The sequence below is a fragment of the Saccharopolyspora gloriosae genome, assembly GCF_014203325.1.
In the GTDB taxonomy this organism is placed as follows: domain Bacteria; phylum Actinomycetota; class Actinomycetes; order Mycobacteriales; family Pseudonocardiaceae; genus Saccharopolyspora_C; species Saccharopolyspora_C gloriosae.
This window is the reverse complement of the sequence record NZ_JACHIV010000001.1, coordinates 2080524-2100738: the sequence shown is the minus strand read 5'-3', so window position 1 is coordinate 2100738 and position 20215 is coordinate 2080524. Positions and strand designations below refer to the sequence as shown.

Here is a 20215-nt window from a genome sequence, read left to right as displayed (position 1 = left end):
GGAACGATCTCTTTTCCCGACCGGCGTTCTCGTCGACCGGAGCACCGCGCAGGCCGAGTGCGACGGCGAGCGTGCGAGGCCCGATCACAACAGGATCGCTACTTTGCCCCGGGTGTGCCCGCGCTCGACGTACGAGTGCGCCTCGGCGAGTTCGTCGAGCGAGAAGGTCCGCTCCACCTGGGGCGTGTAGCGGCCTTGCGCGCCGAGCTCCGCCGCCTCCGCCAGGTACGCGGGGTTGTTCTCCGCGTTGGCCTGGTGCGCGCCCAGGCGCGCCGCACCGGCCTGGTCGGCGACCGTGGAGACGCGCGCGGGGTCTCCCACGATCGCGACGAGGTCGGCGAGCGAACCGGAGGCCGCGGTGTCCAGCGCGGCGTCGACACCGCCCGGCGCGAGGGCTCCGACGCGCTCGGCGAGGCCGGGACCGTACGTCGTGGGGACCGCGCCGAGCGACGCTAGGTAGGCGTGGTTGCGTTCGCCGGCCGTGGCGATCACGGTCGCGCCGCGGGCGATCGCGATCTCGATCGCCGCGCTGCCCACCCCACCGGCCCCGCCTTCCACGAGCAGCGTCCGCCCTTCGAGCGGGCCGAGCGGGTTCAGCCCGCCGATCGCGGTCACCGACGCCAGGCCCGCGCTCGCGGCCTGCGCGTCGTCCCAGGTGTCGGGGGCGGCGGCCCAAGCGGACAGCACGGCCGATTCCGCCGACGCACCGGTGACGCCACCGAGCCCGAACACGCGGTCACCGACGTTCACGCCCGACACGCCGGTGCCGATCTCGTCGACCACTCCGGCGGCGTCGCGCCCCGGGATCGCGGGCAGCTCGACGGTCAGGAAGTCGCGGGCAGCGCCGGAACGCACCTTCCAGTCGACCGGGTTGACGCCGGCCGCCGCGACGCGGATGCGGATTTCACCGGCTCCCGGATGCGGTTCGGGCGCCTGCTCGACCACCAATTCCTCCACGCCGCCGTACTCGTGGTACCTGACCGCACGCATGACGCCTCGCCTCTCCGGCGCGGCCCACCGGCGCGCGCCGCTCTCCGTCCGAGATCAGCGGCGGCGCTCCCACGCGTCGCCCAAGATCACGGTACGCCGGGAATCAGCGGTGCGCTGTGACCAGCGGTTCACCGCTCGCCGGGAGCCGGGAAGTCAGGCGGCCGGGCCGGTGATGTCGTGGACGTTGACCGCCTCCCCGTCCCGGAGGCATCGGTGCGCCGATCCGTGCTCGGCCAGGTGAGCGGCGGCGTTCTCCGCGCTGTCCGATTCGGGGTGGCCGGAGCGCCAGTGCGGGACGATCCGATAGGGCACCAGGCCGAGGCACTCGGGCGCGGCGGTCGACGAGTACCCGTCAGGCAGGACCGCCGGGTCGTCCATGAGGTCGATGCCCCGGAGGTCCGGTCCGGCGACGCAAGCACCCGCCGAGTAACCGCCGTAGGTGAACTCGCGCCGGGGGAACTGCGCGGCGAGGGCGTCGCGGAATCCTGCCTGCGTCATGGCGCGGGCCAGGACGAAAGCGTTGCCGCCCACGACCCAGACGAGGTCGAGTCCGGCCACAGGAAGAGCCCAGACTTGCGATTCTCCAAATGGACGACCTCTCCCAGCTCGGACCGGATGAGGAGAAAGAGACCTTCCAGCCCTGGATGCCATCCGCTGGCGAGCGGAACGACGCGGAGCTCGATGTTCGGCTTAGCCGCGACCTGATCCAGGAAACGCAGCTGCGCACGCAGGACGGACCGATCGCCGATCACCTGGTGCAAGGCTGCCTCGCCGATGAACGCGACGAGCTCTGCGGGCTGGTGCCCGATCACCGATTCCCTGCGACTGATCCGGCGGGAAGTTCGCGCAGCGAGCTCGGATTCAGGTACGCCACCCCCTTTCATCACCGCGCCGATGTAGTCACTCGTTTGCAGCAGCCCTGGAATCATCAGCGGCGATACCTCGATGATCTTCGTCGCTCGCCGCTCCAAGTCGATCAGCGCTTCCAGCTGCTGCCGTTGCGCGGGAAGTGTCGTCGCGACCCAGTTCGGGTCGTCGGCACCGTGCGCGAGCGCCACCACCTCCTCGTACCGCTCGCCGTTGATCCCGAGCGAGGTCAGCGCTTGGGCCACCTGCTCGGGCCGAGGAGTGCGGTCACCGGTCTCCCACCGCGAGAGCACTCCCGGATCTCGTTCCAGCCGCTTCGCGAACGCGCGCAACGTCAGCCCGTGCTCTTCGCGCGCCTGCCGCAGCGCCTTCCCCAAGGCGTGATTCTTCGGAGTTCTCGCCATCCGCGCTCCGTGTCGTCGTACCCGCGCCATCATCAATGGCCGCGAGTGCACCTACCTGATCACCCGATGCGGTTAAGAGCACGCCGTTGTCGGCGAATCCCCTGCCGGTGCATCGTTTTCGAACATCAGCAACGCGCTGACCGCCTCTCCGATGATGATGCCACTCCACCCCGAGAGCCCCGGAAGCCGAGTGCCGGAACGAGAACCCGAAGGAGCATTCCGATGAACCCCCAGAACGCCACAGCTGGAAATTCCCGGTACGGCGGTGAAATCGCAATGAGAGAATTCCACTTCGGAAGTCGTCGCCCCCGAGAAGATCACGCCATCACGGCGACGGTCTCGGTGTGGGCGGCCTCGCGCGGACCGGTGGACACGCGCTGGCACGCGGTGCGGCGGGCCGGCGGCGGGGCGTTGGCCGCGTTGTGCGGAACCTACGTCTACGGCCCGGTCCACCTGCGGCGCGCGGGTTTTCCGGACGGTGAGGCGGATCGGGAGGTGTGCGGCGGGTGCGCTGCTCTCCTCGCAACGGCCTGCGTTCGGCCGCAGCACCGGTCGTCGTGCCGGAGGTTCCGGTGGGCGGCGTGAGCGGGCGGCACTTCTGGCGTCCGGCCGGGGACGGGGTTCGGCACGCTTTCCGCGGTCCGCGGTGGAACGGTCGCCCGGACGCCACTTCCGTGTGCGGCGTAGAGGTTTCGCTGCCCGAGGAGGTCTCCGAGGAGGAGTGGGTGCGGGCGCCGTCCTGCGACTCGTGCAATTCCGCATTGCACGCCGCTAGGAACAGCACACCACGAGAATCCCGCCGAGACAGCGAATTCTAGAACAGCGCACCGGACTTCCCCGCAATACCAACGAACTTCCCCGAGCCGCGCGAGTTTTCCGCGCGACGGCTCGACGAACTCGGCCCGCCGCCCCGCACCCCCGGCTCGGCGCGGGCCGGGACCTCGCCGGTGGCGAGGTCAGGCCGGACGCGGCTCCTCCCCGCCCGCCCGGCCGCCGTTGCGGAGCCCGGCCGGGCGCACCCCGACAACCCCGGCCGGGCTCCCACTCGGGTCAGGCTGACGGACTCACCGAACGGTGCCGTCGAATGGCTCATCCACCGGCCACGCGGTCCGGAACCGCCGAACTCAGCACCACCGACCCGGACCGCTCCCCATCACGGCGGCCGGGGACCCGCGAATCCGCACGTACGCTGGGGTGGGCACGGGCAGGAGAGCAGAGGAGAGCGTCGTGGCGACCGGTTCCGAATCGAACACCAGCGTCGAGGACGTCCTGGCGGAACTCGCGGCCTTGGAAGACCCGAAGACCCGCGCGGTGAACGAACGCCACGGGGACGACCACGCCGTCAACCTCACCAAGCTGCGCGCGGTGGCCAAGCGCCTCAAGGTGCAGCACGACCTCGCGGGCGAGCTCTGGAGGACCGGCGACACAGCCGCCCGGCTCGTCGCGACCCTGATCAGCCGCCCCAAGTCCTACGGCGCGGCCGAACTCGACGCGATGCTCCGCGACGCCCGCACGCCCAAGGTGCACGGCTGGCTGCTGAGCAACGTCGTGCAGAAGAACCCGCACGCCGACGAACTCCGCGCCGCCTGGTTCGCCGACCCCGACCCGGTCGTCGCGAGCGCCGGGTGGGCACTGACCGGCGATCGAGTGGCGAAGGCCCCCGCCGGGCTCGACCTGCACGAGCTCCTCGACCTCATCGAGCAGCGCATGCAGGAGGCGCCGGAACGCTTGCAGTGGGCCATGAACGAATGCCTCGCCGCCATCGGCATCCACCACCCCGAGCACCGCGCCCGCGCGATCGGCATCGGCGAACGGCTCGGAGTCCTCAAGGACTACCCCACGCCGCCGAACTGCACCTCGCCCTACGCGCCGATCTGGATCACCGAGATGGTCCGCCGCCGCGCCGAGGGGTGACGAACGCGCGTCGCCGGGAACGCTGAGCTGCTCGCGCCCCCGTTCGCGCCACCCCGCGGCCTCTCACCAGGTACGACCGCCGCGGTCGACCCTCACCCGCCCGTCGTCTTCGTCGCATCATCGACGGTCACGCTGACCTAGGTTATCGTGACATAGGTGTGGATCGATGTGCTGCTGCTGGCGAACCTCGCGAAGCAGTCCTCGCACGGCTACGAGTTGCGCAAGCGCGTGGAGGAGGGCACCGGCTACGCGCTGTCGAACAACTCGCTCTACCCGGCACTGCGGAGGTTCTCCGAGGCCGGGGCGGTACTGCGCAACCCGGAACCGCAGGAGGGCAGGCCGCCGCGCAACGTCTACACGATCACCGAGGTCGGCCGGGAACTGCTGCACGACATGCTCGCCGACCTGCCCGCCGAACTCGCCGGTGACGAACCGGAGTTCCTGGCGCGGCTCGCCCACTTCGACTGGCTGACCGTCGACGAGCGCGCGGTCGTGCTCGACGCCCGCCGCCACGCCCTCGAACAACGCCGCGACCGGCTCATCGCGCTCGAACGCGGCAGCTCCGAAGGATGGGGGCAGGAAGCGCTGCGCGAAGCCGCCCGCCGTGTGCACGCCGAGCTCGACTGGCTCGCAGGCATCCACGCCCGCGCCACCGGCGCACCACCGATTTCCGCACCACCACAGGAGAAGGAGCGCCGATGACCACCACCGAACAGCTGCCGCAACTGCCGTTCGACCGGCCCAACGTGCTGGAGACCGCTCCGCTCTACGACGTGCTGCGCAAGCAGGCGCCGATCGCGCGGGTGCGCACGCCCGCCGGGGACCCGGCCTGGCTGATCACCTCCTTCGAGGTGGCGCGCACGGTGTTCGGCGACCCGCGCTTCGGCCGCTCGCACCCGGCCCCCGAGCAGGCCGCCCGAGTGTCCGACGCGGGCATCCTCGACGGACCGTCCGGCAGCTACGACACCGAGAAGGCCGCGCACACCCGGCTGCGCAAGCTGCTCACCCCGGCGTTCTCCGCGAAGCGGATGCGGCTGCTCACCGAGCACGTCCGCGAACTCGTCGCCGGCTGCCTCGCCTCGCTGGAAGCCGCTCACGAGGCCGATCCGAACGGTGTCGTCGACCTGCACGAGCACCTGTCGTTCCCGTTGCCGGTGCTGGTGATCTGCGAACTGCTCGGCGTGCCGTTCGAGGACCGCGAGTACTTCCACCAGCTCTCCGACCGCATCAGCCGGATGGGCACCGGCGGGGACGCGCTCGCCGCGCGCGCCGAGTTCGCCGCGTACATGGGCCGGCTCGCCGAGGTGAAGCGCCGCTCCCCCGGTGAGGACGTCGTCACCGACCTCGTCCAGGCGCAGCGCGACGACCCCGACTTCGACGACGACGAGATGACCAGGCTCGCCTCCGGGCTGCTGTTCGCCGGGCACGAGACGACCGTGACCCGCATCGACCTCGGCGTGCTGATGCTGCTGACCGAGCAGGACCGGCGCGACGCCTTCGTCGCCGACCCCGAAGGGCTCGCGCAGCAGACGGTCGAGGAGATCCTGCGGCTGGCCGACCCCGGCGGGCTCGGGCTGCTGCGCTACGCGCACGAGGACGTCACCTTCGGCGAGCAGACCATCCCGTCCGGCGACGCGGTGATCATCCCGACGGGCGCGGCGAACCGCGACACCGGCGCGTTCACCGACCCGACCGAGTTCGACCCGGAACGCAAGCCGAACGTGCACCTGTCCTTCGGGCACGGCGCGCACTTCTGCATCGGCGCGAGCCTCGCCCGCACCGAACTCCGCGTCGTGTTCACCGAGCTGTTCCAGCGCTACCCGAACCTGCGCCTGGCCGTCGACGTCGACGACCTCGACGTCCGCTCCGACCGCGTCACCGGCGGCGTGAAGTCCCTCCCCGTCACCTGGTGACCCCCTCGGCCACCGGAACCGAGTGAACGGACCGTTCGTCCAATCCCGTTGGGCACACGGTCCGTTCACCCGATCCCGGCCACCCGTCACCGGCCTGGCGGTTCGAACATCCTCGAGTGAACGGACCGTTCGTCCAATCCCGTTGGACGAACGGTCCGCTCACCCGATCCGAACCATCCGCACAAAGCCTTGGCGGTGCGCGCACGCGGTCCCCCGCTCGAAGCATCAGCGAGTGAACGGACCGTTCGTCCAATCCCCTTGGACGAACGGTCCGTTCACTTCGGTCCGTCGGGTGTCGTCGTTCAGGGGTCGGAGAATTCGCGGCGGTACTGGTGGGCGTGCCTCGTCCGCCGGGGCGAGCGGAGGGAGCGAGCGGTGGAGCGCGGGGAGATCGGCCCGCGGTACTTCGGCGACCAGCTCGGGTACGAGCACGCCGTCCTGGCCCGCAACGGTCGCTCATGATCACCGGACACGAGGCGCGGGCGGACGACGGCACGATCGCGCACGCCGGGGACGCGCGGGTAACTGGTCGCTCTGCGGAACCTCAGCGGCTCCGCCGCTGGCAGGACAAAGATCAAATGATCATCCTGCACGGAGCTCCGAGGGAGGGCGGTGCGTTCGTGCGTTCGGGGGCGTCGAAGTCGCTGGGGCCTACGCGGGGCTGAGGGTGTCGACGGACAGGTTCCGGCGGAGGTAGCGGCGGGCGCGGTGGGCGAGCGCGTCGTCGACCACCTCGCCCGCCAGCTCCCCTCCCCCTGCGGCGTAGAGCGACATGACCTGGTGCGCCCAGGTGAGCTGGTCCTCCGTCGGGGCGAACGCGGTGTTGATCGCGCGGGCCTGCTCGGGGTGGATCGCCGCCTTCGCCGAGAAGCCCAGCTTCGCGGCGCTGCGGGTCTCCGCCGCCAAGCCGATCGGGTCGCCGGAGTCGAAGAACGGGGCGTCGATGGCGACGAGGTCCACGGCGTCGGCGGCGAGCACGATGGAGCCGCGCACGGACCGCAGCGACTCCCAGTCCCCGGCCACGCCGAGGCTCGTGACCAAGCCCGCGGCACCGACCAGCACGGCCACCACCCGGTGCTGCGAAGCGAGGATGCGCGGCAGCTCCCGGAGTCCGCGCGCCGTTTCGATCAGCGGGACCAGCATCGTCCTGCTGCTCGCTTCGAACAGCAGGTTCTCGATGACGCCGAGCGCGCCCGCCGACTCCATCTTCGGCAGCACCAGCACGTCCGGAGCGACGCTCGCGGAGATCAGCGCGGTGAGGTCGGCCAGCCCGGCGGCCGTCGACGCCGAGTTGATCCGCACCGCGGTCACCAGGTCTTCGCGCCGCGCGGTGGTCACGTGGTCGATGACCATGCCGCGGGCGATCGCCTCGTCCTCGGGCCGCACCGACTCGTCGAGGTCGAGGATCACCGCGTCGGCCCCGCTGCGCGCGGCCGAGTCGACGAGTTCCGGTTTCGTGCCGGGCGTGTACATCCAGCTGCGCGCGGCGCGCACGGCGGTTTCCACATCGCCTTCGATCATGTCCGCTCCCCCCAGATCGGCCGAATCCGACGGTACGAGCCGACCGGATCGACTGCCATTCGACGACCGGTTCGATTCATCCGCTCCGGGGATGCGTCGAGCATCGTGGTGCTTTCGTGGACGGTTCTCCCGCACCGGCGCTCCCCTTTCCAGCGACGGCGAATGCGGACGCGGGGGTGCCTCGAACCTGATGCAGGACCTGCGCGGCAACCGTGGTTGATCAGCGTTTTCCTCCTTCCACGGCCCGGACCGGCGATCTGTCGATCAAGCACAATGGACGGTCCTCGGATTGATCTCCCGGTGGCGCCCGACCGGGTTCGCCGATACCGCAATTCGGCGGGATTTCGTTGACGCTTCGCTGACGTGTGACTACGTTGGGTCGCCTGCCAACGGGGAATGCGGTTCAACTGAATGAGTCGGGGGACTTTTCGTGACACTGCGCGCTACCGAGGAAAGACCGGATGCAGAGGGATACCTCTTCGGCCGGGAACCCGCGATGCGCCTGGTGCGGGAATTCGCCGACCGCCCCCGCCACGACGGACGCGCCCAGAGCAGGCCGCTACCGGTGCTGCTGTTCACCGGCCCGCGGGGCAGCGGCAAGACCGCCTTCCTCGCCGCCCTCCAGCAACGCCTCGACCAGCAGGTTCCTTATGCGCGCATCGACTGCGACGAGCTCGGTTCGATCCGGGACACGCTCGCAGCGATCGTCTACGAGCTGAATCGGAACGGCTCCGGGCACGACCGGATCGCCTTCCCCCGCTTCATCACCGGGCAGATCGTCGCCGAGCAGGACCTCGACACCGATCCGGCCCTCGCGCGGCTGCAAGCGGAACACGCGCTCGCCGAGCACCGCAGCAGTGACAAGCTGCTGAACTTCCTGGCCGAGTTGGCGCCGGACCCGAGCACGGATCGGACCGCGGCCGGACATCACGTCCCCGACCTGCTCCGGCGCGGACTCATGTCCTGGCGGCGCGGCCGCAGAGTGGTGCTCACCGAAGGCCAGGACTGGTTCGCGCACCAGGATCGCGGCCTGGCCCGGAATTCCCTGGACGTGCTCGTCGAGCTGAACCGGTGGGCGCGGGAACCCGGCAGCGCCGACAGCGCGAGCGAAGCGGGCGAACTGCTGTGGGCGGCGTTCCTCGCCGACCTGCGCGAGAACTTCGACCACGGCAACCGCGGCGCCCGGCGCCCGCTGAACTGCTTGGTGCTGCTGGACAACGTCGACTCGCCCGCCGCCAAGATGCTGCTGGACGGGCTGGTCCAGGCCCGCAGGCAGCACGCCGCGCACGTCCCGGACGGAGCCGACCCGCTGACGGTGGTGGCCACGAGCCGCGGGAAGCGCTCCGGAGCGGTGATCGCATCCGGCGAATCCGCGCCCATGCGCGAACTCGACGCGTTCGACCTGACCCGCGACGACCCGTACTACGCGGATTATGCCGAGCAGGGCCACAAACCGTGGTACCCGATCCGGCTGCGCGACCTCGTGCTCGACGAGATCGCCAACATGGTCGACGAACTCGGCCGCTACGCGGGCAACCAGAAGCGGCGCGTCAGCGAAACCGTTTTCCGCTTCACGCACGGACATCCGGGCGCGACCCGCCACGTGCTGGACGAGATCCAAGTGCGCAGCACCGATCCGATCGACCTGCGCGACCTGCTCCACCCGCCGGAAATCGCCGCCGCGCAACAGGATCCGGCCGTCGCCGCGTACGGGCCCGCCGCGCCCCTCCTCGCGGGCATTCCCAAGGAGGTCCTCAACGACCTCATCACCTGCTCCGCCGCCCGAACCCAGGACGAAGCTGAACGGCTCGTGGCGAGCAGCGGGCTGGTCAATGCGCGCGGCGGCCGGTCGGTGTTCGCGCCGGAGCTGTGGGTGACCGGCGACGACGGCGTGAACAACGTGCTGCCCCCGGTGCTGCGCAGGTTGCTGCTGCAGGAGCTCGCGGCCCGCGCCCCGGAGGACACCGCTGCCGACTGGATGGAAGTGCACACGTGGTTGAGCCATGATCGCGTCAGGCAAGACGACGAAGTGGGCGAGTTCCACCACGCGCTCGCCGCGGGCGAACTCGAGTCCGTGGCGCTCCGGCTCTCGAGCCTGCTGAACAGCACAGATCCGGCCACCTGGCTGGACATCCTCGCCCGAATCACCGCGGCACCCAATCGACTCGATCACGACGAATCCCAGCTGGACCTGGTGCGTTCGCTGGCGAACTGGACGAAACCGGGCAGCGCCCCGTTCGCCCCGGTCGCTCGGCTGGTGGCGGCGCTGTGGATCGCCGCCGACCCGCTGGGCGACGGCAGGCGCCACTCGCTCTACCTGGAGATCGCCGCCTGCTTCGACGAGATCGCGCCGTTCGCCGACAGCGGTCTGGCGACGCTGCGCGCCGAATCCGAGAAGTACCGCAGGTGGTCCGAACTGACCGATTGACGCCGGACGAAAGGAACAGCGTGAGCTTCGAAACGCCACCCCGCCCCCGATGGCTCTTACGAGTCTCGCTGGCGCTCGGGACCGTACTCGCCCTCGCACTCGGCGTCGTCGTGGTCGTCGGGCTCGTGCAGCGGTGCGACACCGGCGTGTGGCACGCGGGCGACGAGGGTGAGTGCGTCGGAGTGACCGACGGCTCGTTCCCGTTCTCCTCTGAACTGGCCGATGTCGAGGACAAGATCCGGCAGGAGAACGAGCGCGTCGCTCAGGAACCCGAAGTCGTCACCGTGGCGGTGCTGATGCCGATGACCGCCGAACCCGGCGCCAGCTTGTCCATCGAGCAGATCAACGACTACCTGCGGGGCGCCTACATTGCCCAGCTGTCGGCGAACGCCGGTGGACCCGGCTTGAAGTTCCGCTTGGCACTCGCCAACGAAGGACGCGACGAGCACGCTTCCGAACAGGTCACCGATGAGCTGCTCAAGATGGTCGACGAGCCGGAGAACCTGGTCGCCGTCACCGGACTCGGTCTCAGCTCTCCCGAAACGGAGAAAGGCGCCCGCAAGTTGTCCGCGGCGGGCATCCCCATGGTCGGTTATCTCAGCGCCGACAGGTTCAACAGCACGTCCGAGGAGAGCGGCCCGCCCATCAAAGGACTCACCCGCGTTTCCCCGAGTCTGCACCAAGAACTGGAAGCCGTCGCCGAACACCTCGGCGATCCGGCCGCCACGGCGATCCTCGTCCACGACGAGAGCCGCAACGACTACTACACCGCGGACCTGCAAAAGAACTTCGAAGACACGTTCTCCGAGATCGTGACGAGAACCGGGAGCATGTCCGCTCCCTACGGCGGTGGATCGGACGCATTCGGACTCGACACGCAGTTCGGGACCATCGCCTCCCGGTTGTGCAGCGCGGACGCTCCGCGCACGGTGCTGTACGCGGGTCGCAGCAACCTGCTTCCCAAGTTCATGGAACAGATCAGCAATCGCGGCTGCATACGCGACCGGCCGATCACCGTCGTGACCGGGTCCGAATCGACCGATCTGCCGAAGAACGAGAACGCATCGGCCGCAGTTCTCTACGCATCGGTGTCCGACCCCACCGCGCTCCGCGACCAGCGCAATCTCCACCGCGATCTGTACTTGCGCTTCACCGGCGAGATGGAGAGGCGGTTCGGCGGAAACGTCCGCGAGTCCAATTGGACCGTGATGGGCCACGACGCCACCTACGCGGCCGTCACGGCCGCGAAGAACTCGGTGAGCGGCGTTCGTACCGTGCCCACCCCCGGCGGAGTGCACGACAACCTGTTCCTGCTCAACCATCCGACGAACCTGGTGTCCGGAGCCAGCGGACGTTTCATGCTGGACGGCGACTCCGGCGACCGGATTGGCGACATCCCGGTGCTGCGGCGCGACAAGACGGGGCACGTGGAGGTGTTGGACCTCGGTGGGCTCGATGACTGAAACGACCTCCGTCGCGATCTGCCGGAGGTAGCCTCGCGGCGTGGTCACCATTGAGCGTGCGCAGGCCCTGGCCGACGAGGTGCTGTTCCCCGCCGCATCCGCGGTCGACGCCGCAGGCGAGGTGCCGCGCAGCCATTTCGACCTGCTGGCGCAGGAGGGCTTCTACGGGCTCACCGCGCCACCGGAGCACGGTGGTCCCGGCCTGGGCCTCGTCGACTCCGCGCGGGTCTTCGAGGCGCTCGCCGGGGGCTGCCTGACGACGGCGTTCGTGTGGGCGCAGCACCACGGGGTGGTGCACGGGATCGCCACCACCGATCGCGCCGAGCTGCGAGAACGCTATTTCGCGGACGTCGTGCGGGGAGCGGTGCGCGGGGGCGTGTCGTTCGCGGGAGCGGTCCCGCAGCCGCCGCGGCTGCACGCGACGCCCGTCGACGGCGGCTACCGGCTCGACGGTGAGGCACCGTTCGTCAGCGGGTGGGGGCTGGTGGACGTGCTGCAGCTGTCGGCGCGCCAAGACGACCTCGTCGTCAACGGGCTCGTCGATGCCCGACCGGACACCGGGATCCGCGTCGAACCGCTCGAACTCGTCGCGGCGCAGGCGACTTCCACGGTGCGGCTGTGGTTCGAGGACTTCTTCCTTCCCGCCGAGCGGGTGCTCGGCGTGCTCCCGCACGCCGACGTGCTGTCCGCGCAGGCACGCGGTTCCTGGCTCAACGGCTCGCTCCCGCTCGGGTTGACCGGCCGCTGCGCACGCCTCATCGCCGAAGCGGGACGGCCCCGCGTCGCCGAGCGGCTGGAGGCGTGGCGCGACGACGCGCGCGAGGAGCTCAACGCGGCGTTCGCGGCGGGCGCGGACATCGCCCCGGCCCGTGCCGCCGCGGCCGATCTCGCGCTGCGCGCGGCCGGGGCGCTCGTGACGGCGGCCGGTAGTTCCGCGCTGCTCGCCGGTGCCCACGGGCAGCGGTTGGTGCGCGAGGCGACGTTCACCTTGGTCGCGGCCTCTCGACCGGCGATCAAGGACGAGTTGCTCGAACTGCTCGCCGGAGGTGCGCGGTGAAGAGGACGGCTTTGCTCGTCGTGCTGCTGGGGCTGGTCGCCGGGTGTTCCGCGGTGCCTGCTCCGCCGGAGGGGGTGGGGACGGCGGTGCCGCATCGGCTGGGGACCGCTTTCGCACCGCCGCATCCGGCGCGCGTCGTCGCGCTGGGGCCGGCCGACGTCGATGCCGCGCTCGCCTTGGGAGTGCGGCCCGTCGGGGTCGGGCTGCCGCTGTCGGAGGAGGTCCCGCCGTGGCAGCGGCGCCCCGACTGGCATCCGGTGACGTTGCGGCCCACCGACGGCGGCTACTCCACCGAGGCCATCGCCGAACTGCACCCGGACCTGATCCTCGCGGGCAGCGACTACTACATCGACCGCGAGTACCCGGCGCTGTCCGCGCTCGCGCCGACCACCGCGTTCGAGAACGCGCCCGACGAGGAGCCGTGGCAGGTCACGACCCGCCAAGTGGGCCGGGCGCTGGGCGAGTCCGCCGCGGCCGATCGGCTCGTCGCCGAGACCGAGCACCGGGTCCGCGCGGCTCATCCGCAGCTGGCGGGCGCCGAGTTCGCGGTCACCCTCGCGCACGGTCCCGGTGGTCTCGGCGTGATCCGCTCGGCGCGGGACGTCACGGTCCGCACGCTCACCGAGTTCGGCCTGCGCCTGTCGCCCGCGGCGGCGAACCTGCCGGGCGAGGGTTTCTCCGCGCAGGTCAGCGCCGAGAACCTGGCGCAGGTGGACACCGACGTGCTCATCACCGCCTACCCGAACCCGGCGCTGCGACCGGCGCTCGAATCCGCTCCTGTGTTCGGCACCCTGCGCGCCGTCCGCGACGGCGGCTACCTGCCGGTCGACGGCGCCGACTGGTTCGCGCTGCGCGAACCGGGCGTGCTCGCGCTGCCCTACCTGATCGAGCACGTGCTGCCCGCCCTCGGCGAGGCGGCGACGCACCGGGGTTAGAGCACCCGGTCAGCCCCGGTGGTCCTCGATGAGCGCGTGCAGGCGGATCAGCACGTCGACCTGGGCCGGGTTGTAGAGCTCGACCAGTCCGCGCCCCACGGCCGATGACGCCAGCGCCTCGCCGCCCTTCACCCTCGCCACCGGGTTCTGCAACGACGGGTGGTCAGCGAGCTGCTGGATGACCTCCGGCGCGAAGCGTTCCGCGAGCTGCTGGCGAGCCTCGTCGCTCGCGTCCGCGGGCAGCGCGTCGAACTCCTCGTCGACCGGGGTGCGCGGAGCCGCGTGCAGCTCTTGCAACGCCGCCATCTCCGCCGGCCCGAGGATCTGGGCGCAGATCAGCAGGAAGGACCGGTCGGCGTCGCTCATCTCGCGGGCGAACGCGTCGAAACCCGTCGGCACTTCGCCGGAGGTCCGGTGTTCGAGGAGCACGGCGAGCTCCTGCCGCATCCGCTGCTGGCGGTCGATGCTGGCGGCGAGCTCCGCGTCGAGCGCGCGCAGCGTCTGCTCCGCGTTCTCCCCCGCTTCCTCCACCGCCGCGATGTCGGACAGCGGCACCCCCAGGTCGACGAGCCTGCGGATCCGCAAGAGCCGGATGAGGTGCGTGACCCCGTACTGCTTGTACCCGTTCGCCGCTCGCTCGGGCTCGTTCAGCAGCCCGATCTTGTGGTAGTGCCGGACCGTCTTCAGCGTCGTGCCGGCGAGCTCCGCCACCTGGCGCGTGCTCCACCCCACCGGTTCCCCCTCGTGCTTCGGGCTCGGGACCGAGCCGTCGAGTTCCTCCGGCAATGAAAAACCGTGCCCCCAGGTCACGGTCAAGCGGGAACTCGGCGGGGTGGTGCTCGGGCGGGTGCTCCGAGGCGTTTCAGTGCCCGGCGGCGGCCCAGGCCTTCGCCAGCAGTTCGAACGAGCGGAGGCGGTCCTGGTGGTCGTGGGTGATGGTGGTGATCAGCAGCTCGTCGGCCCCGGTGACCCGGCGCAGCACCTCCAGGCGTTCCACCGCGGTGTCCGGGGAACCGACGATGCGGGTCTGCAACCGGTCGGCGACTACGGCGCGTTCAGGGGCGGTCCAGGTGCGCCGGTCCGCTTCGGCCGGGGTCAGGTACGGCTGGGCGCCGTCGCCGTAGCGGATGTCGTGCACCCATCCGGCGAACGGCTTGGCGAGCTCCCGCGCGGTGGCGTCGTCGTCGGCGACGAGCACGTCCGCCGACACCACGAGGTACGGCCGGTCCAGCCGCGCGGAGGGCACGAACGACTCGCGGTAGGACGCGGCGGAGTCGAGCACGGTGCCGGGCGTGACGTGGTAGTTCGACACGAACGGCAAGCCCAGTGCGCCCGCCGCGCGGGAGCTGGGCCCGGCGCTGGCGCCGAGCACCCACACCTGCAGCAGCGCCTGCTCCGCGGTGACCGCGCGCGCCTCCTGCCCGTCGGTGTCGCGGAACGTGCCGTCGAGGAACGCGAGCACGTCGCGCACCTGCTCGTCGTACTCCGGTTGTCCGGTGCCGCCGAGCAGCCGGACGTGCGCTTCGAGCCGCTGCGCGCGGGCCCGCGACAGCGAACCGCCGCGCGCGGTGCGCGGCACGGGCAGCCCGTCGACGAGCACCGGTTCCGGCGGGGTCGCGGGCACGTCGTCCGGTTCCCGGTCGAGCGCGGCCTTCGCGAGTTCGACGAACTTCGCCAGGCCGGAACGGCCGAGACCGAGGTCGATGCGGTCCGGGTGCAGCTGGGCGATGGTGCCGAAGTCCTCCGCGACCTGCAGCGGCGTGTGCTGGCCGAGCAGCACCGCGCCGGAACCGACGCGGATGCGCCGGGTCGCGGCGGCCACGGACGCGATCAGCACCGCCGGGGAGGACGACGCGACTCCCGGCACCAGGTGGTGTTCGGCCAGCCAGAAGCGCCGGTAGCCGTACCGCTCCACGTGCTGGGCGAGGTCGACGGTGTCCCGCAGCGCGCCCGCGGCGGTGCCGCCGGAGGGCACCGGTGCGAGGTCGAGGACCGAGAGCGGAACGGATGTCATCACTGCCTCCCGTGTACCCGCTGCGCGCGGGTGAAACGGGTCGCCGGGGGATTGCGCCCGCGGCGACCGCGTCGAGAACGCGACGAGGCGCCGCGGGGACGCACGAGCTCGCCGGAGGGGAAGGGGAGGCGGAGACGGGATTCGAACCCGTGTGCAGGGCTTTGCAGGCCCTTACCTAGCCACTCGGTCACTCCGCCACGATCCGATTCCGGCCACCGCGCCGGACGATCGGAAACAAGTCCACATAGGACTGACAACGGCCGGGTGGTACCGGCCGGTCACCAGGACGCTGCTCAGGGCAGCGCGGGGGCACAGATCGCGCTCGCGTGCCGCCGGAGATCGACGTGCAGGCGAGCGAAGAAGAACCGCGCCGCGACATCCACACGACGATTCTTGCCCCGCCCCGAGTCGTGGTCAACCGCGCGAACGACCGTCCCACGGACTGGACGGCCTCCCCCTGCACCGGGTTCGCCCCGGCGTGGCACGACGTCCCCGCGCGGCGGCCTACGCTGGCCGGTGATGCGACGCAAGCTCCGGTCTCCCCTGCCGCAACGCGACGGCCTCGACGCCGCGCGGATGCGCCTGCCGGACACCGGCACGTGGCCGACGGTGCGGGACCACCTCGTCGACCGGCTGCCGGTGGCTCCCGGCGAAGTCGACCGGATGCTGCGGGAACGACGCGTCGCGGCGGTCGACGGCAGCTTCGTCGACGCGGACACGCCCTTCGCACCGGGCTCGTTCCTGTGGATCCAGCGCGCACTGCCGGTGGAGACGCCGGTGCCGTTCGAACTCGACGTCCTGCACCGCGACGAGCACCTGCTGGTCGTGGACAAACCGCACTTCCTGGCCACCACCCCGCGCGGCGGGCACGTCGCCGAGACGGCGCTGGTCCGGTTGCGCCGCGCGCTGGACCTGCCGGAGCTCAGCCCCGCGCACCGGCTGGACCGGATGACGGCGGGCCTCGTGCTGTTCACGGTGCACGAAGCGGCCCGCCGGGAGTACCAGCTGCTGTTCCAGAACCGCGCGGTGCGCAAGGAGTACGAGGCCATCGCGCACCACGCCCCGGAGCCGGCCGTGCCTGACGTCGTGCGCAGCAGGATCGTCAAGGAGCGCGGCGTGCTCCAAGCCCAGGAGGTGCCGGGGCCGGTGAACGCGGAGACCCGCGTCGAACCCGTCGAACGCCGCGGCACCGCCGTCCGCTACCGGCTGCTGCCGACGACGGGGCGGACCCACCAGCTCCGCGTGCACCTGGCCTCGGTGGGCGCGCCGATCGTCGGCGACGACCTCTACCCGGTGGTGCGGGACCGCGCGCCGGACGACTTCGCGGATCCGTTGCGGTTGCTGGCGAAAGCCCTCCGCTTCACCGATCCGATCACCGGCGCCCCGCGGCACTTCGAGAGCCGCCGGGAGCTCGATTGGCCCGACGACGCACAGCCCCCGCGATAGCGCATTTGCGCCGATCGGGGTGAATTTGCAGCAACGTTGATCAACACCGGCACCCGGTCGGCTAGCGTCCCGGCCCGAACGATCGGCGGCCGCACGGCCGATCCAGCGCCGGGAGGACCAGGCCCATGAAGACCAGAGGCGCCCTGCTGCGAGAACAGGGACGACGCGCCGGGTACACCATCGACGACATCGAGATCGGCGAACCGCGCGCCGGGGAGGTCCGGGTCAAGCTCGCCGCGGCCGGGCTGTGCCACTCCGACTTCCACTACGACGCCGGGGACGGCTTCGTCGACGCGCCGCCGCTGCTCGGCGGGCACGAAGGCGCGGGCATCGTCGAGGAGGTCGGGCCCGGTGTGGCGGACCTCGCCGTCGGCGACCGGGTGATCACCACGTTCATCCCGTCCTGCGGGCACTGCCGGTGGTGCCGGGACGGCCGCGGCAACCTGTGCGACCGGGGCGCGGACCTGCTCACCGGGCGCGCGCTGGACGGATCGCGGCGGGTGCACTCGCACGGGGAACCCGTGACGCCGATGACGTTCCTCGGCACCTTCGCGCCCTACACCGTCTGCCCCGCCGACTCGCTGGTGAAGTTCGGCGACGACATCCCGATGCCCGTGGCCGCCATCGCCGGGTGCGCGGTGCCCACCGGGTGGGGAACCGCCGTCAACATCGCGCAGGTGCGGCAAGGAGATGTGACGGTGGTGATCGGCACCGGCGGAGTCGGGATGAACGCCGTGCAGGGCGCCCGCCTCGCCGGGGCCGCGGTGATCGTCGCCGTCGATCCGGTGCGGTGGAAGCGGGAGAAGGCCCGCGAGTTCGGCGCCACCCACACCGCCGCCGACCTCGCCGAAGCCCACGCCCTGGTCGCCGACCTCACCGCCGGCGTGATGGCCGACCGGGCGATCATCACCGTCGGCGTGGTCCCCGGCGACATGATCGAACCGGCGCTCGGGCTGATCAGCAAGGGCGGCGTGCTCGCGCTCGGCGGCGTCGGCGCGATGAGCACCCACCAGGTGTCGCTGAGCCTGTTCCCGTTCGTCATGTTCGAGAAGCAGCTGCGCGGCGGCGTCTACGGCGGCTGCAAGCCCCGCAACGACGTGCCGAAGCTGCTCGACCTCTACCGCGCGGGCCGTCTGAAGCTCGACGAGCTGATCACCCGCACCTACCGCCTGGAGGACATCAACCAGGGCTACCGCGACATGGAGGAGGGCGACACGATCCGCGGCGTGATCACCTTCGAATGACGGACGGCGTCCCCTAGGACGCCCATCCCGGTGAGCCCCGGCTGCGCTCCGCGAGCACCGCCAGGATTTCCCTGGCGGACGCCGATTTCTCGCGAACTCGCGCAGGGTCGGGTGAAGTTCCGAACGGCGCAAGGCTCCATCTCACCGAACGTGATCGGCCGCGCACGAACCCGGGTACGCCCGCGATCTCGCGCCACCGGCCCACGCACTACGGTCGGTGCACTGTCGGCCGCATTCCGCGTCGATCGCGGCGAGTGCACAGCGGCCGAGAGCGATTTCGTACGATTGCGCGAGTCGTGACTGGACGAGCGACGAAGGAGACATCCGCTGCGGGAGGCGTCCGGATGAACTGGAAATCGCAAGGGGCAATCGCCGGTGGCGCAGTGGTGCTGGTCGCCGTCCTCGCTTACCTGACCGCCCCCTTCGGTTCGAGCTCAGGCGTGTCGATCGACACACCCGACGACGATTACCGATTCTCCAGGGACTTCCTGGTCAGGCTGGCCGGCGAGGTACCCGACTCGGATCGGATCTGGATCGTCGCCGAGGACGAGAAGGGAACCTGGCGGCCGCTCGCGGAGGCGACCCCGAGCCCGAAGGGCGGACGGAGCGCCACGGTGCGCGCGGGCAAGGTGACCTCCCCGGTCCGGCTCTGCGCGGTCCGCACGGACACCGCGGCCGCCGACATGTTCCACGGTTCCACGGTGGACAACAAGCCCACCCCCGGGGCGCCCGAGCTACCGCCCGGATCCGAGGAACTCGACTGCACGGATGTGGAACCCGCCCGCTGAGCGGCTGAGCCTTCAGGCGTCCTTTCAGGATGATCTGCATAGCCGGTCGCTCAGCGGAACCTCAGCGGCTTCCTCGCCGACAAGACACCGATCGAAAGATCACTCCGCAACGGCCCCCTACGTACCCCGCGGCGCGAATCCCACTGCCAGCCGGCGAAGGGCGACGTCGAGGGTGGCGCAGAGGTCGGAACCCGGCCGTTCGAGCCAGTGGTCGTAGGCGGCCAGTGCCGCCCCCAGCGCCGCGTGGGCGATGGTCTGCGGTTCCAGCGCGCTCGGTGACGTGTCGAGGCGATCGGCGGCGAAATCGGCGACCACCGCTCGCCATTCGGCGTAGCGCAGCGTGGAATGCGCCTGCAGCGCCGGAACGCGCAAGATCAGTTCGAGGCGGCGGCGGTGCCGGTCGGTCTCGGCGGGCTCGACGCGGTTGAACTCGACGACGACCGCGCGGATCGACTCCATCAGCGGCTCGTCGGCGGGCCGGGCGCGGAACCGCTCCCGCATCCCGTCCAGCTGCTCGGTGAACGCGCCCCACACGACGTCGTTCTTCGACTCGAAGTAGCGGAAGAAGGTGCGCCGCCCGATCCCGGCGGTGCGGGCGATGCGCTCGACGGTCGTGTGCTCGAAGCCGTCGGAGTCGAACAGGGCGAACGCCACGCGCTCCAGCTCGACGGGGCTGGTGGTGCGGCGCCGCCCAGGTCCCGTGCCTGCGCCGGTCGGGTGAACGGATGCTGGCCCGGCCATCGATCCCTTCCATTGTGACACTCGGTGTCGTTATTGTGTGCCCGCCATCACAACTCAGCAGGTGATCGGGAGGAAGCATCCCATGAGCGATTCCCAGCACGGCGCACCCGCCGACACCGCACCCGTGGACGGCGTCGAAGACGACCTGCTCGTCGAGGAAGTGTCGATCGATGGCATGTGCGGCGTCTACTGAGCCCGGCGCGGCGGCCGGCTTCGACCCCGGCCGCCCGCACCGCCTGAGCCCCACCGTCTCGCTGCGCCCGGAGCGGTTCGGCGCGCTCGTCTACGACTTCACCACCCGACGGTTGTCGTTCCTCAAGACGCCGGAACTCGTCGCCCTCGTCCGCGAACTGGAGAACCAGCCGGACGTGCACGCCGCCCTCGCCGAGACCGGCGTGCCCGCCGAACAGCACCCGCGCTACCTCCAGGCCCTCGCCGGGCTGTGCGACGCGGGCACCATCCGGCCCCGCGGCTGAACGGCCGACCTCCA

The 20215-nt window shown here is 70.9% G+C and carries 20 protein-coding genes and 1 tRNA gene; 13 read left to right on the top strand and 8 right to left on the bottom strand.

Annotated elements, in window-relative coordinates:
• Positions 1-84: 84 nt before the first annotated feature.
• The 3 genes from BJ969_RS09560 to BJ969_RS09550 form a co-directional block, all read right to left on the bottom strand.
• Positions 85-990: an NADP-dependent oxidoreductase gene (locus BJ969_RS09560; protein WP_184478576.1), complete on the bottom strand. Its 906-nt coding sequence runs from the start codon at positions 988-990 to the stop codon at positions 85-87.
• Positions 991-1143: 153 nt separating this feature from the next.
• The gene (locus BJ969_RS09555; protein WP_184478574.1) at positions 1144-1521 is read right to left on the bottom strand and encodes a Type 1 glutamine amidotransferase-like domain-containing protein; all 378 of its coding nucleotides are present in this window, start codon (positions 1519-1521) and stop codon (positions 1144-1146) included.
• Positions 1485-2234 (bottom strand): helix-turn-helix domain-containing protein, encoded by a 750-nt coding sequence (locus BJ969_RS09550; protein WP_246456724.1) that lies wholly within the window; start codon positions 2232-2234, stop codon positions 1485-1487. Before BJ969_RS09550 ends, BJ969_RS09555 begins: the two co-directional genes overlap by 37 nt.
• 524 nt (positions 2235-2758) lie before the next feature.
• Between BJ969_RS09550 and BJ969_RS09545 the strand changes: the two genes are divergently transcribed.
• The 4 genes from BJ969_RS09545 to BJ969_RS09530 all read left to right on the top strand — a co-directional run bounded on the left by BJ969_RS09545 (position 2759) and on the right by BJ969_RS09530 (position 6088).
• On the top strand, positions 2759-3079 hold the full coding sequence (locus BJ969_RS09545) for an HC3 family zinc finger protein (protein ID WP_343071313.1): 321 nt from the start codon (positions 2759-2761) through the stop codon (positions 3077-3079).
• Positions 3080-3488: 409 nt separating this feature from the next.
• Positions 3489-4175 carry a DNA alkylation repair protein gene (locus BJ969_RS09540; protein WP_184478570.1) on the top strand — a complete coding sequence of 229 codons (687 nt, stop codon included), beginning with the start codon at positions 3489-3491 and terminating at the stop codon, positions 4173-4175.
• Positions 4176-4331: 156 nt separating this feature from the next.
• Complete coding sequence (locus tag BJ969_RS09535) at positions 4332-4877, top strand: helix-turn-helix transcriptional regulator (RefSeq protein ID WP_184478568.1); 546 nt, start codon at positions 4332-4334, stop codon at positions 4875-4877.
• Entirely contained in the window at positions 4874-6088 is a 1215-nt protein-coding gene (locus tag BJ969_RS09530; RefSeq protein WP_184478565.1) for a cytochrome P450, read from the top strand. The genes BJ969_RS09535 and BJ969_RS09530 overlap by 4 nt, the downstream gene beginning before the upstream one ends.
• Positions 6089-6739: 651 nt before the next feature.
• On the opposite strand, the gene BJ969_RS09525 is transcribed toward BJ969_RS09530, so the two are convergent.
• A complete protein-coding gene (locus BJ969_RS09525; RefSeq protein ID WP_184478563.1) occupies positions 6740-7609 on the bottom strand; it encodes an aldolase/citrate lyase family protein in 870 nt (289 codons plus the stop codon).
• Between the two features lie 430 nt (positions 7610-8039).
• Here BJ969_RS09525 and BJ969_RS09520 point away from each other — a divergent pair, with 430 nt between their 5' ends.
• Genes BJ969_RS09520 through BJ969_RS09505 form a run of 4 tightly spaced genes read left to right on the top strand, consistent with a single transcriptional unit; the run spans position 8040 to position 13492 of the window.
• Positions 8040-10037 carry an AAA family ATPase gene (locus BJ969_RS09520; protein ID WP_184478561.1) on the top strand — a complete coding sequence of 666 codons (1998 nt, stop codon included), beginning with the start codon at positions 8040-8042 and terminating at the stop codon, positions 10035-10037.
• A 20-nt stretch (positions 10038-10057) separates the two neighbouring features.
• A complete protein-coding gene (locus BJ969_RS09515) occupies positions 10058-11500 on the top strand; it encodes an ABC transporter substrate-binding protein (protein WP_184478559.1) in 1443 nt (480 codons plus the stop codon).
• Between the two features lie 40 nt (positions 11501-11540).
• Complete coding sequence (locus tag BJ969_RS09510) at positions 11541-12557, top strand: acyl-CoA dehydrogenase family protein (protein WP_184478557.1); 1017 nt, start codon at positions 11541-11543, stop codon at positions 12555-12557.
• Positions 12554-13492 (top strand): ABC transporter substrate-binding protein, encoded by a 939-nt coding sequence (locus tag BJ969_RS09505; protein WP_184478555.1) that lies wholly within the window; start codon positions 12554-12556, stop codon positions 13490-13492. Before BJ969_RS09510 ends, BJ969_RS09505 begins: the two co-directional genes overlap by 4 nt.
• A gap of 9 nt (positions 13493-13501) precedes the next feature.
• On the opposite strand, the gene BJ969_RS09500 is transcribed toward BJ969_RS09505, so the two are convergent.
• The 3 genes from BJ969_RS09500 to BJ969_RS09490 form a co-directional block, all read right to left on the bottom strand.
• Positions 13502-14278, bottom strand: coding sequence for a MerR family transcriptional regulator (locus tag BJ969_RS09500; RefSeq protein WP_221315762.1), 777 nt, complete (start codon positions 14276-14278; stop codon positions 13502-13504).
• Between the two features lie 76 nt (positions 14279-14354).
• Entirely contained in the window at positions 14355-15506 is a 1152-nt protein-coding gene (locus BJ969_RS09495; protein ID WP_184478553.1) for an MsnO8 family LLM class oxidoreductase, read from the bottom strand.
• Positions 15507-15632: 126 nt separating this feature from the next.
• Positions 15633-15703 (bottom strand) — tRNA-Cys (locus BJ969_RS09490).
• 322 nt (positions 15704-16025) lie between these two features.
• On the opposite strand from BJ969_RS09490, the gene BJ969_RS09485 reads away from it, so the two are divergent.
• The 3 genes from BJ969_RS09485 to BJ969_RS09475 all read left to right on the top strand — a co-directional run bounded on the left by BJ969_RS09485 (position 16026) and on the right by BJ969_RS09475 (position 18984).
• A complete protein-coding gene (locus tag BJ969_RS09485; RefSeq protein WP_184478552.1) occupies positions 16026-16952 on the top strand; it encodes a pseudouridine synthase in 927 nt (308 codons plus the stop codon).
• A gap of 125 nt (positions 16953-17077) precedes the next feature.
• Positions 17078-18196 (top strand): NDMA-dependent alcohol dehydrogenase, encoded by a 1119-nt coding sequence (locus BJ969_RS09480; RefSeq protein WP_184478536.1) that lies wholly within the window; start codon positions 17078-17080, stop codon positions 18194-18196.
• Between the two features lie 344 nt (positions 18197-18540).
• The gene (locus BJ969_RS09475; RefSeq protein WP_184478534.1) at positions 18541-18984 is read left to right on the top strand and encodes a hypothetical protein; all 444 of its coding nucleotides are present in this window, start codon (positions 18541-18543) and stop codon (positions 18982-18984) included.
• A gap of 117 nt (positions 18985-19101) precedes the next feature.
• Here BJ969_RS09475 and mftR read toward each other — a convergent pair whose 3' ends face one another.
• On the bottom strand, positions 19102-19725 hold the full coding sequence (gene mftR, locus BJ969_RS09470) for a mycofactocin system transcriptional regulator (RefSeq protein ID WP_184478532.1): 624 nt from the start codon (positions 19723-19725) through the stop codon (positions 19102-19104).
• An 82-nt stretch (positions 19726-19807) separates the two neighbouring features.
• Between mftR and mftA the strand changes: the two genes are divergently transcribed.
• Both mftA and mftB read left to right on the top strand, forming a co-directional pair.
• A complete protein-coding gene (gene mftA / locus BJ969_RS09465) occupies positions 19808-19918 on the top strand; it encodes a mycofactocin precursor MftA (RefSeq protein ID WP_184478530.1) in 111 nt (36 codons plus the stop codon).
• Positions 19896-20201, top strand: a complete 306-nt coding sequence (gene mftB, locus BJ969_RS09460; RefSeq protein ID WP_184478528.1) for a mycofactocin biosynthesis chaperone MftB — start codon at positions 19896-19898, stop codon at positions 20199-20201. The genes mftA and mftB overlap by 23 nt, the downstream gene beginning before the upstream one ends.
• Positions 20202-20215: the final 14 nt, after the last annotated feature.